Origin of the sequence: Arthrobacter sp. ISL-65, assembly GCF_018613795.1 — a bacterium.
Classification (GTDB): Bacteria; Actinomycetota; Actinomycetes; order Actinomycetales; family Micrococcaceae; genus Arthrobacter.
Genome location: NZ_JAGGPN010000031.1, coordinates 1 through 13557 on the forward strand (window position 1 = coordinate 1; position 13557 = coordinate 13557).

The following is a 13557-nucleotide window of genomic DNA, read 5'->3' on the forward strand; positions in this document are numbered from 1 at the left end:
CCACAATCCTCACAGACACTTAAGCCCCCGGACCGCAGGGCCATAAGTGTCCGTTCGCGCTCAGAACCGTCAGGTGATTGCGGAGACGCCCGTGACTGCGCGGCCCACGATCAACGTGTTGATCTCGTACGAGCCCTCGTAGGTGTAAATCGCCTCGGCGTCAGCGAAGATCTTGGCCATCCGGTAGTCCGTGACGATGCCGTTGCCGCCCAGAATGGACCGGCCCATCGACACGGTTTCGCGCATCCTCGCCGACGTGTACGACTTGGCCAGCGCCACCTGCGCCATCCCGGCACCCTGCTCCTGCAGCTGCGCGATCCGGGCCATCATGCCCATGCTCGCGACGGCGTTGCCCAGCATGGACACCAGCTGCTGCTGGATGAGCTGGAACCTCGCCAGCGGACGGCCAAACTGGTGGCGTTCGACGGCGTACTGCCGGGCGACGTCGAACGCCGCCAGCTGCTGCCCCACGGCCTGCCACGCGACCATGATGCGCGAGCCGCGGAGCAGTTCGTTGGTGTCTTCGAAGCTGCTGATGCCGGCAAAGCGGTCGGTCTCGGCAACCCGCACGTTGTCGAAAACAATGTCGGCGTTTTGCACGGTGCGCAGCGCGATCTTATTCTCGATCCGGCTGCGGCTCACTCCGGGCAGGCTGGCGTCTACGATGAAGCCGCGGACCGCGCCGTCGGCTTCGTCCCGGGCCCACACCAGCATGTAATCGCAAAACGTCCCGTTGCCGATCCACCGCTTGGCGCCGTTCAGCACCCAGCCGTCCCCGGCGGCGTCGGCCACTCCCGTGCGGCTCGATATCCGGCGCGCCCGCGTCTCCATGCCGCCGGCGACGTCGGAGCCGTGGCCCGGTTCGGTCAGGGCAAACGCACCCGTGGTCCTGAGGTTCGAGGCGTCGTCGAGATACCGGTTCCGCTGGTCCCCGGAGCCGAAGCGGTAGAGCGACTCGACGAAGAGGTCGTGGTGGACCAGGAAAAACGTGGCGATCGATGTGTCAACGCGCGTCATCTCCGCGATCACCAGTCCAGCGAACAGGTGGCTGTAGCCGCGCTGGGCGGGCGTGCTCAGCTCCAGGGCGGCCAGCTTGGGGAGGATGTGCGCCGGAAATTCGGCCTTGTTCCACCAGTCCCCCGCAAACGGCGCTATCTCCGCGGCCAGGAAGTCCCGCAGTTCGCCCAGCTTGCGCTGCTCGGAGGCGCTGAGCAACGACTCGTAGCCGAAAAAGTCAGCGCTGGGCAGGGAGTCCACGGCGGATATCGCCTGCGCGGTGCCGGTCACTTCGGGCCCATCCGGATGGCGCCGTCGAGGCGGATGGTTTCGCCGTTGAGCATGGCATTCTCCACGATGTGCGCGGCTAGGTTTGCATACTCGGCGGGCCGGCCCAGGCGGGACGGGTGCGGCACCTGCCGGCCCAGTGACTCCTGCGCCTCCTGCGGCAGCCCGGCCATCATCGGGGTCTCGAAAATCCCGGGTGCGATGGTCACCACCCGGATGAGGGATCGGGCCAGTTCGCGGGCCAGAGGCAGGGTCATGGCGGCCACGCCGCCCTTGGATGCAGCGTATGCAGGCTGGCCGATCTGCCCGTCGAACGCGGCTACTGAGGCGGTGTTGATGATGACGCCGCGTTCCTCTCCGCCAAGCTCGGTGACAGCAGGCTCAGTGGCGGCCATCGCGGCGGCGGCCAGCCGGACCACGTTGAAGGTCCCCACCAGGTTGATCTGGATGACGCGGTGGAAGGTCTCCAGCGGCAGCACGCCGTCGCGCCCCAGGACCTTGCCCGGCGTGGCGATGCCGGCGCAGTTCACCACGATCCGCAGCGGTCCCATCCCGACGGCGGCGTCCACAGCGGCCTGCACCTGATGCTCGCTGGTCACGTCCGCAGGAACGAAAACCGCTTTGGGGGCTGCCACCTCGCGGCCTGAAGCGATGCCCGCAAGGTTCTGCGGGCCGGCCGCATTCAGCTCGTCGGCGTACGCGGCACCGGCCGAGGTGCCGAGGTCGGCGAGAACCACAGAGGCGCCGGCATTGAACAGTCGTCGTGCCGTGGCGGCGCCCAGGCCGGATGCACCGCCCGTGATGAGCGCGACGGAACCCTCAATTTCCATACATCCTCCTTGATGCGGAACCGGTCGATGCGGATCCGGATCCCGGCCGCGAACGTTAGTTAGTGAATGTTAACTGAAATGGGCGGCGGATGCATCCCGCCCCGCCCGGCTCGCCACGCTGGCGGGTCGCCAGTCTGGCGGTTCGCTAGGCTGGCCGAATGATCCAGCCAGATGCTGACGCCACCCCAGATGCCGTCCCCGCCGCCGCAACGGCCTGGGCAGAGCGGGCCGACGAGGCCGCGCGGTCGGTGACGCACCTGTTCGGCCAGCGGCTGTTCTTCCTGCCGGGGACGCACCTCGCAGCCACCGCCCGCCCCTCCGGCCGCATCGAAAACCTCCGCCGCCCGTGGCACTACTGGTGGCAGGCGCATTACCTGGACTGCCTCGTGGACGCAGGCTTTCGCGAACTCGGGAGGGCGGGGCGGCCGCCGGAAAAGTTCGACGGCGGCACCCGCCCCAGTGCGGGCCAGCTCGCTTCGCGGCTGGTCACCGGCATCCGGCTGCGGAATTTCCTGACGCTCGTCAACCATTACTACGACGACATGGCCTGGCTGGCCCTGTCCACACTCCGGCTGGAGCGGCTGGCCGAGGAGAGCCGCCGTCCCAGCCCCCGGCGGCAGGAGAGGATCCGCAAGAGCCTGACGCTGCAGTTCGACTCGGCATCCACCGACGACCTGGGCGGCGGCACGTTCTGGAGCACCCAGCGGGACTTCAAGAACACCCCGGCCACGGCACCGGTGGCGCTCTACTATGCACGCACGGGCAACGTCGCCAAGGCGCAGGCCCTGCTCGACTGGCTGGATGCGCGGCTGTTCGACTCCACCCGCGGCCTCTACCTGGACGGAATCCGGGTCCGCAGCACCGGGGAGACGGTGCTGGAGGACGCCATCTACACCTACAACCAGGGGCCCGTCCTCGGCGCCCTGCTGGAGCTCGGCGGCACCGCCAATCTGGAACGCGCATCGACCGTGGTGCGGGCAGTGGCAGCGCACCTCACCGTGCCGGAGGACGGCGGCACTGCCACCGGCGGCCCCGCGCCCAGCAGCATTCTCCGCTGCGACGGTACAGGCGACGGCGGGCTGTTCACCGGCATCCTCGCCCGCTACCTGGCACTCGCCGCCAACGACCAGCGGCTGCCGCAGGACGTCCGGACCACTGCCGCCGGGCTGGTCACCGGCACAGCCGGGGCCCTCTGGGCTGGCCGCCGGCTGATCGCGGCGGGCGAACCGCTGGCCCGCCACGGACGGGCCGGCGAACCGGTGTTCTCCTTCGAACCCCGGCGGCCGGCGAGCGACACATACCCACTGGGTGCCGCCGTCGAACTTTCCACCCAGCTTCAGGCCTGGATGGCACTGGAGGCGGCGGCGTCAGTGGCGGCGGCTTCAGCAACGGCGGCCAAGGGAAGCGCCAATTAGGACACGCAACAGTTTCGTAATTGATGTGATCCTCATCACTTAAAGCCCTTGTCGCTTGGTACTTAGGTTTGGCTAACCTACAGTTTTTCGAGTGAGCTTTGCCTTACTTCCCCAGCTCACAGAGGGCCTTGCCCACGAGACTTTTGCAGAAAGAAGCACCCCGATGAAGATCCGCATTAAAGCGCTGGCCGGCATCGCGATCGCCGCCACCGCAGCCCTTGGCCTCTCGGCCTGCGGCTCCAACACCTCCCCCGCTGCCTCGTCCTCGGCTGACGCGTCCAAGGGCGAGATCACGGTCTACAACGCCCAGCACGAAAGCCTCACCAAGGAATGGGTGGACGCTTTCACCGCGGAAACCGGCATCAAGGTGACGCTCCGCCAGGGTGACGACACCGAGATGTCCAACCAGATCGTCCAGGAAGGCGCAGCCTCACCGGCGGACGTCTTCCTTACCGAGAATTCCCCCGCAATGGCGCAGGTGGAGAACGCCGGCCTGTTCGCCGACGTCAACAAGGACACGGTGGCCCAGGTTCCGGCGGAGTTCCGCCCCAGCACCAACAAGTGGACCGGCATTGCCGCCCGCTCCACCGTCCTGGTTTACGACAAGAACAAGTTGAGCGAGGACAAGCTGCCGAAGTCCATGCTGGACCTGGCCAAGCCGGAGTGGAAGGGCAAGTGGGCAGCCTCCCCGAGCGGCGCCGACTTCCAGGCCATCGTCTCCGCCCTCGTTGAGCTCAAGGGCGAAGCCGCTGCCGAGGCATGGCTGAAGGGCATGAAGGAAAACTTCACCGCCTACAAGGGCAACAGCACCGCCATGAAGGCAGTGAACGCCGGCGAGGTCGATGCCGCGCTGATCTACCACTACTACTACTACGGCGACCAGGCGAAGACCGGCGAGAACTCCAAGAACGTCACGCCGTACTACTTCAAGAACCAGGACCCGGGCGCGTTCCTGTCCGTCTCCGGCGGCGGCGTGCTGAAGTCCTCGAAGAACGCTGAGAACGCCCAGGCCTTCCTGAAGTTCATCACCGGCAAGAAGGGCCAGGAAGTCCTGCAGAAGGGCACGTCCTTCGAGTACGCCATCGCTTCCGGCGTCCCCGCCAACGAGAAGCTGGTTCCCGTCAAGGAACTTGCCGCTCCCACCGTGGACCCGGCCAAGCTGAACTCCGAGAAGGTCACCGAGCTGATGACCAAGGCAGGACTGCTCTAATTCTGTGACCACGCAAGTATCGGCACCGGAGATATCCGGAAGCACGACGACGGCGGGCCGGGGCAAGCGCCCCCGCCCGCCTTTCGGCGTTTCCGCGGTAGGCGTCATGGCGGTGCTGATCGCCCTGTTCGCACTCGTCCCCCTCGGCTACGTCGCGGTGATGACCGCGGCCACGGGCTGGGACACCGCCTTTGAACTGATCGTGCGCCCGCGCGTCGGCGAGCTGCTGCTCAACACCGTGCTCCTGACCGTGCTCACGGTGCCGCTGTGCCTCATCCTGGGCGTGGGCGGCGCGTGGCTCGTGGAACGCACCACGCTGCGCGGGCAGAAGGTGTGGGCGGTGCTGCTCGCGGCGCCGCTGGCCATCCCTGCCTTCGTCAACAGCTACGCGTGGGTCTCCGCCGTGCCGTCCCTGCACGGGCTGTTTTCCGGCGTGCTCATCGCCACGCTCTCCTACTTCCCGCTGGTTTACATTCCCGCCGCCGCGACGCTGAGCCGGCTGGATCCCGCCGTGGAGCAGTCGGCTGCGTCCCTCGGCCTGGGGGCCTGGCGGGCGTTTTTCCGGGTGGTCCTGCCGCAGCTCCGGATCGCGATGACCGGCGGCGCGCTGCTGGTGGCACTGCATCTGCTGGCCGAGTACGGCGCCTTCGCGATGATCCGCTTTGACACGTTCACCACGGCCATCATGGTGCAGTACCAGTCCACGTTCAACGGCGCCGCAGGCACCATGCTGGCCAGCGTGCTGGTGTTCTTCTGCCTCCTCCTGCTCCTGGTCGAGGTGCGCAGCCGCGGCACCGCCCGGTACGCCCGCGTGGGGTCCGGCGCGCAGGCCAAAGCCCTGCGCCTGCCGCTTCACGTCTACCAGGTACCGGCCCAGCTGGCCCTGCTCGGCCTGACCCTGCTTGCCTTCGGGCTGCCGCTGCTGTTCGTGCTGCGCTGGATCATTGCCGGCGGTGCTGACATCTGGGCGGCTGACGAATTCGTTCCGGCGCTGTGGCAGACCCTGCTGTACGGGCTGGCCGGCGCGGCGGCCACCACCGTTGTCGCCTTCCCCATGGCGTACCTGGCCGTTCGGCATGCCAGCTGGTTCAGCAAGGCCCTGGAACTCTCCAACTACGTCACCAGCTCCATGCCGGGCATCGTGGTGGCCCTGGCCTTCGTCACCGTCAGCATCCGGTTGGTCCCGGGCATCTACCAGACAGCCGGCGTCCTGGTGGCCGCCTACATCCTCCTGTTCCTGCCGCGCGCGCTGGTCAACATCCGTGCCGGCCTGGCCCAGGCACCCAAGGAATTGGATGAGGCGGCCCAGGCCCTGGGCACGCCTCCGCTGCTGTCCTTCATCCGCGTGACGCTCCGGCTCACCGCCCCCGCTGCGGCCGGCGGGGCGGCGCTCGTCTTCCTTGGCATCGCCAACGAGCTGACCGCCACGCTGCTGCTCTCCCCCAACGGAACCCGGACCCTGGCCACCGAGTTCTGGAGCAAGAGCAGCGAAATCGACTACGCCGGCGCGGCGCCGTACGCCCTGCTCATGATCGTGATCTCGGCGCCCATGACCTATTTGCTCTTCCAGCAGTCCAAGAAAGTAGCGGGACAGTGACCGAACAATCCCCGTCCAGGCTTCCGGAACCGCGGATCTCACGGTCCGTGGCGCCAAGCACCAACAGCCATCTGGAGATCGAGGCCGTCACCAAGAACTTCGGCTCGCAGGCCGTCCTCAAGGGCGTGAACCTGTCCGTGGCCAAGGGCGGAACCACCGCGATCGTGGGCCCCTCGGGTTCGGGCAAGACCACCCTGCTCCGGCTGATCGCCGGCTTTGAACACCCGGGCACCGGCAGCATCTCGCTGAACGGTTCCCCCGTGGCGGGCGACGGCGTATGGAAGCCGGCGCACAAGCGCCACGTCGGCTACGTGGCCCAGGACGGAGCGCTGTTCCCGCACCTGACCGTGGGGCAGAACATCGCGTTCGGGCTCAGTGCCGCAAAGCTCGACGGCGGCCGCCGCGCGGTTAACGCCCGGGTCAACGAACTCCTCGAAATGGTGTCGCTGGACACGGCCATGGCCAAGCGCCGGCCGCACCAGCTCTCCGGCGGGCAGCAGCAGCGTGTCGCCCTGGCCCGGGCACTGGCCCGGGAACCCGAGCTCATGCTGCTGGACGAGCCGTTCTCAGCACTGGACGCCGGACTCCGGGTGGCCACCCGGCGGGCGGTGGCCAAGGTCCTCAACGAGGCCGGCGTGACCACCATCCTGGTCACCCACGACCAGGCCGAGGCGCTGTCCTTCGCGGACCAGGTGGCGGTCATGCGGGGCGGCAAGCTGGCACAGATCGGCAACCCGTTCGTGGTCTACACCCGGCCGGCGGACCGTGCCACGGCCGAATTCCTGGGCGACGCCGTGATCCTCGATGCGTGGATGGAGGGGTCGCTGGCCACCTGCTCGCTGGGCGGGATTCCGGTCCGGCGTCCGCCCGCGCAGGGCCGCGTGCAGCTCATGCTGCGTCCGGAGCAGATCCGGATCGCCGAGGACGGGCCCATCCGCGGCGTGGTGGTGGATACCGACTACTTCGGCCCCGAAACCACCGTGCGGCTCAAGCTTGCCGTGCCGCCCAAGCTGGCCGGCGCCATGCCCGACCACCGCTATCCCGGCGGCGGTGAAGTGATCACCATCCGGCACTGGAACGCGTCCATCGCCCAGCCCGGCACGGAACTGTGCCTGCGCGTGGTGGGGGAAGCCGTGGCCTTCCCGCTCGAGTCCGACTGACGTTCCGCTGACGTTTCTGCTGGGCGCCGCTGTTTGAAGGCACCGGTGCGTCTAGCGTGCGGTCAGCACGGTGGCGAGCGGGGTGTACTTGAACGACTTCAGCGTCAGCTTCCCGCCGGCGGTGGCAGCGCTGACCGCCGGCTGGCCGGACCGCGGCAGCACCACCGATGTCAGGGTCTGCTCCCCGCCGTTCACGAAGACCTCCACCGAGGAATAGTCCACGAAGACGGTCAGGTCCACGCTGCCCCTGCCTGGTGAGCTGCCCTGAGCGCTGCCGCTGCGGGGCGGGCTCTGGGCGCTCCTCCGCTCGGTGAAGAGAGGTCCAAGGGGTTCGGCGCCCGGCACCACCGCCGCCCGGCTCACCCACGCCGTGCCCGCCTCGAAGTTGTAGCCCACCCTGGCGTAGTCCGCGCCGCCGCTGCCAAGTTTCAGCAGGGCCTCCGTGCCGTCGTCGCCCGGTGCACGTTCCAGGGTCACATCCAGCCGGTAGGCGCCGCCTGCCGGCGCGGGAAGCTCGCCGGCGCCCTCCGGGGTCAATGCCCTGCTGCCTGCTGTCTTGGCTTCACCGTCCAGCGCGGACAGGGCCGGGATGGGGGTGGAGACGAGGGTAGGCCTGCCCTGCACGGTTTTCAGCCGGATGTCCCGGACGATCGAGTCGGCGCCGCCCTGCCAGTCCGTGGTGGGCAGCTGCCGGGCGTACGTCCAGTTGTTCATCCAGCCGATCGCGTGGCGGGAGGCCATCCGTTCGTTTTCCGGGAGCCGTGGATCGTCCCAGGTGACGGCCGCATAGAAGTCTGCACCGGCGTCGAGCCACTGGTGTTTGTCATCCGCGGGGGTGAACGTGGTTCCGTCAAAAGTCCCGGTCCAGTAGGCCACCCCGGTGGTCCGGCCTTCCGCGGTGCCGTTCGCGCTGGCGGCCAGGACCCAGGTGCGTTTGGCGGGGTCGCCGTCGACATCCAGCTGGAAGAGATCCGGGCATTCGAGGATACCCAGGCCTTTCCGCTCGAAGTCGGACACGTAGCGCCAGTCCTTGAGGTCCTTTGAGGTGTACAGGCCGATCTTCTCTCCCTCGGCCAAAGCCATAACCCACTGTCCGCGGTTCTCGTCACGGATGATTTTGGGATCGCGCCAGTGCTGGGCGCCGGGGTTCTCCATGACCGGATTGCCGTCGGCGGCCTTGAAGGTGTGGCCCTTGTCCGTGGAGTAGAACAGGGACTGCCGCTGCACGCCCTTGTCCTGCTGGGTCATGATGGCGACGACGGCGCCCTTGCCGAAGCCGGCGGTGTTGTCCCGGTCCACCACGGCGCTGCCGGTCTCAATGTCCCCGAGGCCGTTCTTGAACTTCTCGATGGCGACGCCTTCGTCCTTCCAGTGGACCAGATCGGTGCTGGTGACGTGGAACCATTCGGTGCCGTTCCCCTCGGGGTGGTCCGCGTTGTAGAGGTAGTAGTAGTGCCATACCTCGTCCAGCAGGAACGGCCGCTGCGGATCGTTCATCCACTCCTTGGCCGGAGTCAGGTGGTAGGAAGGCCGGAACTGCGAGGCGCCCCCCGGCCTGCTGAACGACTTCGGGGCTTCGCTCTGGGCGCCGCTGCCCTGGTGTCCGCTGCTTTGGGGTCCGGCGCCGCCCTGCGTTCCGCCGTCGCCCGAACGCCCGGCGAGGCCGATAACCGCTGCCGCGGCCAACACCAGAGCCAGGACCACTGCCGCCGCAATCCACCGCCCGCGTGGGCTCAGCGTGCGTAGGGAATACCGCTGCATGTTCGCCGTTCGTGTTTGGAGTTGGCACCAATTTTAGCGCGGCCGCCCTTCTCCTTGACCCGGCCAACTGGTTTCGACAGGCTCAACCAGCGGAATGAAGCACCGGGCTCAACCAGCGGGATTCTGCACCGGGCGCTTCTTCTGCGGATACGGCGTCTCGCCGCGGGCCAGCATCTCAACAAACCCGGCGATCTTCCGCTCCCGGGTGGAGGCCTGCTTGACCGAATTGGTGCGGTAGATCAGCGCGTAGCGGTTCACCGAGGTCAGCACATCGAACATGGCCTGCGCCTCGGGCACGGTCGCGATGGCGGCGGCCAGATCAGTTGGGACCTCCGCCGTCGCCTGTCCCGAATAGGCGGCCTCCCAGCGGCCGTCCGCTTTAGCGGCGTCGACGGCGGCACGGCCCGGGACTGTCATTTTCCCTTCCGCCTCAAGGCGGGCCACGTGGCCGACGTTCCGTTCCGACCAGGGGCTCTTGGCACCCCGGCGGGTCATGCGCTGGAGGTAACTGTCGCCGTCGCGCTTCTTGACCTGGCCGTCGATCCAGCCGAAGCACAGCGCCTCGTCCAGGGCGGCGTCGTAGTCGAGTTCGGTGACGTTGCCGCCCTTCTTGTGCAGGACCAGCCAGACGCCGGGGCTGTCGCTGTGGTGGGATTCCAGCCACGTCCGCCACGCGGCGGCGTCAGGCACCAGCAGTTCCTCGAGTTCTACAGCCATGCGCCTATTCTGCCCCGCACGCCTGCGGATTCAACCCGGTGCCACGCGATTCAAGACGTGGCATCATGGCCATGTCGGCGCCGTTTTCGGGATCCAGGTGTTTCGAGTTCGAGGAGAGAGCATGCTTCGTGTCCGCCCCATCCACTTCACGTCCCGGGTTGAACCCTGGGAGCGGCTCCTCACCGATTTGGGGATGATCAAGTCCGCCGACGAGGGCTCCTGGCGGGAGTACGACGCCGGGGCCGGCCGGCTGGCGCTGCACCAGGCCGAGCCGGGCGCAGCGGAGGACGGCGTCACCCACTTTGGCGTGGAGGTCGGCGACCTCGAGGAATTTGCCCGGCGCACCAACCAGTCCGGCGCGGAATCGGATACTTCCTCCGCCGAACTCGTCCGCGCGGACCACGGCGACTCCTGCCGGATCACCGGCGCGGACGGCTTCAGCTTCTTCGCCGACAAGGCCAGCCACGGGGCCCACTGTGCGGATGCGGATCCGGCGCTGGCGGTGGTGGAGGTGTGGTTCAGCGAGGATGTGACGGCCGCCGCCCAGGCGCTGCGGGACATCGGCGCACGGTTCCGGCCGGTCCCGGACGACGACGAAACCGCCGATTTCACGGCCAAGAACGGCGGCGTGCTGATGGCGCGCCCCGGCACGGGTGCGGCGCACGCAGGGCTGGGGTTCGAGTACGGCGGCGACATCGACGCCCTGCGGGACCGTCTCACCGCCGCCGGACACGACGTTACGCTGACCGAGGAGGCCTTCGGACGCACCCTGCATGTGCCCCACCCGGACAACGACGGCGCGGCAGCTCAGCGGGCACCGCTCTGGATCTCCGCCCGGCGCCCGTCGTAGCCCCCCCCCCCGCTCCGGTACCCCGGCGTGACGCAGCGGCGGTTCAGGACGGCAAATCGAGGGGTGATATCTCGTCGCTTTGGCCGCCTCGAAGCGTTGGAATCTCACGCATCGGCGGCCGGACCTGTGGCGATGGGGTAAAAATGACTCATGAACGTGCGCACCCCTGACCCCAACCCCGGCTGGCTCTCGGACGAAGATCTCTTCGAAGCCCGAGGCAGGCTTCCGATGGTCTACGTGGAGGCGGTGCCGGTCCGGCTGGATCCGCTCGGATTCGTGAATGAGGTGGGCACGCTCTTGCAGGCGGACGAGGACGGCACCATGGTCCGGTCGCTCGTCTCCGGGCGGGTGCTCTACCGCGAGACCATCCGCGCCGCACTGCTGCGCCACATGGAAAAAGACCTCGGCCCGCTGGCATTCCCCCAGCTCCCCATCAGCCCGGTGCCTTTCACCGTGGCCGAATACTTCCCCGCGCCCTCCCACACCGGCTTCACCGATGACCGCCAGCACGCCGTTTCACTGGCCTACATCATCCCTGTAACCGGCGAATGCGACCCCCGCCAGGACGCGCTGGAGCTGACCTGGATGACGCCCCAGGAAGTGCTCAGCGACGGCGTGCAGCTCGAGTTCGCCGGCGGCCGCGGCGCCCTGGTGCGCCAGGCCCTGGCCTACGCCGGCGTCGGCAGCTGACGCCCGGGCGCCCGCGCCTCCCAGACTTCGCAGCCTCTCCTTTGTAGACTGTTGGGCGGACCGCAAGAGAACTTAAGGACTCCCGATGAACCATCCTGCAGCTGCCAAGACCTACCGTGAACAGCAGGCGGGCTCTCTGCGGGCGGGCGACCACCTGCTCTTGCCGGATGGCGAGCGGTCCGCGGAAATCCACTTCGTGGAAGTCGAAACCGATGATTTCGGCAGCCCCGCCATCATCCTTGCGACCCTCACGGGCGGCGGCACGCTGCGCATCGCTGCCGGCTCGTCCGTCCGGATCCCGGAACCCGCGGTTGACGGTTCCGCCTCCCCGGCAGACGCCGCCAATCACGCTGTGAAGACCGCTGCCGTCGTCGAAGGTGCTGCCCTCGCAGACGGCGCCAGAAGGGCGGACGGTGACGCCCCGTCGGACGCCCAGGCGTCCGACGCCGGCACTCCCCTTTCCGTAGTGGGGAACTCCGTTGTGGGAAACTCCGTAGTGGGGAACGACGGTGCTGGGGAGCCTGCGCGGACGGCGCCTCCCGCCGTCGTCGTACCTCCTTTGCCGTCCACCACCCCGGTGGTGATCGGCCCCAGCGCCGAAGATCTGGCCCTCATCCCGGAGCCCTCGGGAACGCCTGAGTCCGTGGTGGAAGCCGTGGCGGAGGCCCATCCGGACTCCACCGGGGTGCAGCTGCTGGCCGACAAGCTGGTCAAGGGCATCAACACCAAGTCCGGCAGCTGCCTGAAGGACCTGAGCGACCTCGCGCATGAGCTGTTCGTCATGCTCAAGGACGCCGAGGCCGCGCTGGCGGTAGCCGACCTGCTGAACGTGCTGCCCTTCGACGGCAACCCGGGGCGCTGGGGATCGGTGGAGGCGTCGCTCGCGCTGTCCAGCTATGTGTGCCGCCAGACAGGGCAGAAGGGCCGGGCCGCCGTGTATGAGAAGCTGCTCCGGGCTCCGGACAACCAGGAGACGGATCCGTTCAAGGCGCGGATGCAGGCCAGGGTGCGCCAGCGCTCTCTCAACGAGCCGAACCTGTACGACAAAGAGATTTTCCGCTCCATCGACAACTCCAACCATGAGGCGGAGCGCGAGTGGCGGCTGCTGCGCTTGGAATCGCTGCTGTTCCTTCGCGCCCACGGCGGATCGCAGACCATCAGCGGATCAGAACTGGAGCGGCGGATTGCGAACGAACTGGAATCCGTGCGGGCCTAGGCAGCCCAGGCCTGCCGCCGGGACGACTGAACCCGCTTTCCACCGGATATTCCTCTAGCCCGGTTGCACCCCAAGTTGTAGATTCAGGCCATGACGAACAATCTCAGCCTTGTGATCAATTCGGACGCGCCGCAGGTTTGGACGATGCTGCGCGAACCCTCGAAAGTCGCGCAGTGGCATGGCTGGGAAGCCGACGATTTGGCGGCCGAAATCAATGAGATCTACTTCGGCAAGAACGTGGTCGAAGGGCCGGACCACACCACACTGACCGTCGACGGCGGCGACGTCTTTACGCTGAAACCCGTGCCCACCGGGACAGAGGTCAGCGTCACCCGCGCCGGCGTGGACCACAACTCGGAATGGGCCGCGTGGGACGAGGACATCACCCAAGGATGGCTCATCTTCCTGCAGCAGCTGAGGTTTGCACTGGAGCGCCATCCCCACGGCAAGCGCCGGACCTGCTATTTCTCCGTCCCCGGCAGCGGCGGGTCCGCCATCGAGAAACTCGGGCTCAAGGACATCCCCGCCCCCGGCGAAGAATATGCACTCACCCTGGGCACCGGCGAGGAAGTCTCGGGCAGGGTCTGGCACAAGACCAACCACCAGGTGGGACTCACCGTGCACAGCTATGCGGAGCACGGGGAGGGCCTGCTGATCGTGGCCGACCAGCCCGTGATTCCCGAGAAAAGGCCCGACGGCGGATCGATGGTGATCCTCTCGCTGTACGATCTCGGCGCGAACAGCATGGAAACGATCCGCTCCCTGTGGGACGACTGGCGCTCTGAGAACTACCCCACATCAGAACCTATCCAGTGAAGGTCCACGGC

The 13557-nt window shown here is 67.6% G+C and carries 12 protein-coding genes; 8 read left to right on the forward strand and 4 right to left on the reverse strand.

From position 1 onward, the window contains the following. Positions 1-69: 69 nt before the first annotated feature. Together J7I85_RS12975 and J7I85_RS12980 are read right to left on the reverse strand one after the other, a co-directional pair. A complete protein-coding gene (locus J7I85_RS12975) occupies positions 70-1287 on the reverse strand; it encodes an acyl-CoA dehydrogenase family protein (protein ID WP_308159478.1) in 1218 nt (405 codons plus the stop codon). Next, positions 1284-2114 (reverse strand): SDR family NAD(P)-dependent oxidoreductase, encoded by an 831-nt coding sequence (locus tag J7I85_RS12980; protein WP_214852293.1) that lies wholly within the window; start codon positions 2112-2114, stop codon positions 1284-1286. The genes J7I85_RS12975 and J7I85_RS12980 overlap by 4 nt, the downstream gene beginning before the upstream one ends. 158 nt (positions 2115-2272) lie before the next feature. Here J7I85_RS12980 and J7I85_RS12985 point away from each other — a divergent pair, with 158 nt between their 5' ends. From J7I85_RS12985 to J7I85_RS13000, 4 genes are all read left to right on the forward strand, one after another. Next, positions 2273-3529: a glycoside hydrolase family 76 protein gene (locus J7I85_RS12985; protein WP_214852295.1), complete on the forward strand. Its 1257-nt coding sequence runs from the start codon at positions 2273-2275 to the stop codon at positions 3527-3529. 163 nt (positions 3530-3692) lie between these two features. Further along, complete coding sequence (locus J7I85_RS12990) at positions 3693-4739, forward strand: iron ABC transporter substrate-binding protein (protein ID WP_214852297.1); 1047 nt, start codon at positions 3693-3695, stop codon at positions 4737-4739. Positions 4740-4743: 4 nt separating this feature from the next. After that, entirely contained in the window at positions 4744-6336 is a 1593-nt protein-coding gene (locus J7I85_RS12995) for an iron ABC transporter permease (protein WP_214852299.1), read from the forward strand. Continuing rightward, positions 6333-7496, forward strand: coding sequence for an ABC transporter ATP-binding protein (locus J7I85_RS13000; RefSeq protein ID WP_214852301.1), 1164 nt, complete (start codon positions 6333-6335; stop codon positions 7494-7496). The genes J7I85_RS12995 and J7I85_RS13000 overlap by 4 nt, the downstream gene beginning before the upstream one ends. A 51-nt stretch (positions 7497-7547) precedes the next feature. Here J7I85_RS13000 and J7I85_RS13005 read toward each other — a convergent pair whose 3' ends face one another. Both J7I85_RS13005 and J7I85_RS13010 read right to left on the reverse strand, forming a co-directional pair. Further along, positions 7548-9257: a glycoside hydrolase family 32 protein gene (locus J7I85_RS13005; RefSeq protein ID WP_214852303.1), complete on the reverse strand. Its 1710-nt coding sequence runs from the start codon at positions 9255-9257 to the stop codon at positions 7548-7550. Positions 9258-9365: 108 nt separating this feature from the next. Further along, the gene (locus tag J7I85_RS13010) at positions 9366-9974 is read right to left on the reverse strand and encodes a YdeI family protein (protein WP_214852306.1); all 609 of its coding nucleotides are present in this window, start codon (positions 9972-9974) and stop codon (positions 9366-9368) included. Between the two features lie 121 nt (positions 9975-10095). On the opposite strand from J7I85_RS13010, the gene J7I85_RS13015 reads away from it, so the two are divergent. From J7I85_RS13015 to J7I85_RS13030, 4 genes are all read left to right on the forward strand, one after another. After that, the gene (locus J7I85_RS13015) at positions 10096-10824 is read left to right on the forward strand and encodes a VOC family protein (protein ID WP_214852307.1); all 729 of its coding nucleotides are present in this window, start codon (positions 10096-10098) and stop codon (positions 10822-10824) included. 150 nt (positions 10825-10974) lie between these two features. Then, the gene (locus J7I85_RS13020) at positions 10975-11514 is read left to right on the forward strand and encodes an NUDIX hydrolase family protein (protein ID WP_214852308.1); all 540 of its coding nucleotides are present in this window, start codon (positions 10975-10977) and stop codon (positions 11512-11514) included. Positions 11515-11599: 85 nt separating this feature from the next. After that, positions 11600-12730, forward strand: a complete 1131-nt coding sequence (locus tag J7I85_RS13025; protein WP_214852309.1) for a DUF6707 family protein — start codon at positions 11600-11602, stop codon at positions 12728-12730. A 90-nt stretch (positions 12731-12820) separates the two neighbouring features. Next, positions 12821-13546: an SRPBCC domain-containing protein gene (locus J7I85_RS13030; protein WP_214852310.1), complete on the forward strand. Its 726-nt coding sequence runs from the start codon at positions 12821-12823 to the stop codon at positions 13544-13546. Positions 13547-13557: the final 11 nt, after the last annotated feature.

Bases quoted from the DNA above. Each gene is read 5' to 3' on its own strand.
- J7I85_RS12980 (WP_214852293.1), bottom strand. From the start codon at position 2,114: ATGGAAATTGAGGGTTCCGTCGCGCTCATCACGGGCGGTGCATCCGGC.
- J7I85_RS12985 (WP_214852295.1), top strand. From the start codon at position 2,273: ATGATCCAGCCAGATGCTGACGCCACCCCAGATGCCGTCCCCGCCGCC.
- J7I85_RS12990 (WP_214852297.1), top strand. From the start codon at position 3,693: ATGAAGATCCGCATTAAAGCGCTGGCCGGCATCGCGATCGCCGCCACC.
- J7I85_RS13005 (WP_214852303.1), bottom strand. From the start codon at position 9,257: ATGCAGCGGTATTCCCTACGCACGCTGAGCCCACGCGGGCGGTGGATT.
- J7I85_RS13010 (WP_214852306.1), bottom strand. From the start codon at position 9,974: ATGGCTGTAGAACTCGAGGAACTGCTGGTGCCTGACGCCGCCGCGTGG.
- J7I85_RS13015 (WP_214852307.1), top strand. From the start codon at position 10,096: ATGCTTCGTGTCCGCCCCATCCACTTCACGTCCCGGGTTGAACCCTGG.
- J7I85_RS13020 (WP_214852308.1), top strand. From the start codon at position 10,975: ATGAACGTGCGCACCCCTGACCCCAACCCCGGCTGGCTCTCGGACGAA.
- J7I85_RS13025 (WP_214852309.1), top strand. From the start codon at position 11,600: ATGAACCATCCTGCAGCTGCCAAGACCTACCGTGAACAGCAGGCGGGC.
- J7I85_RS13030 (WP_214852310.1), top strand. From the start codon at position 12,821: ATGACGAACAATCTCAGCCTTGTGATCAATTCGGACGCGCCGCAGGTT.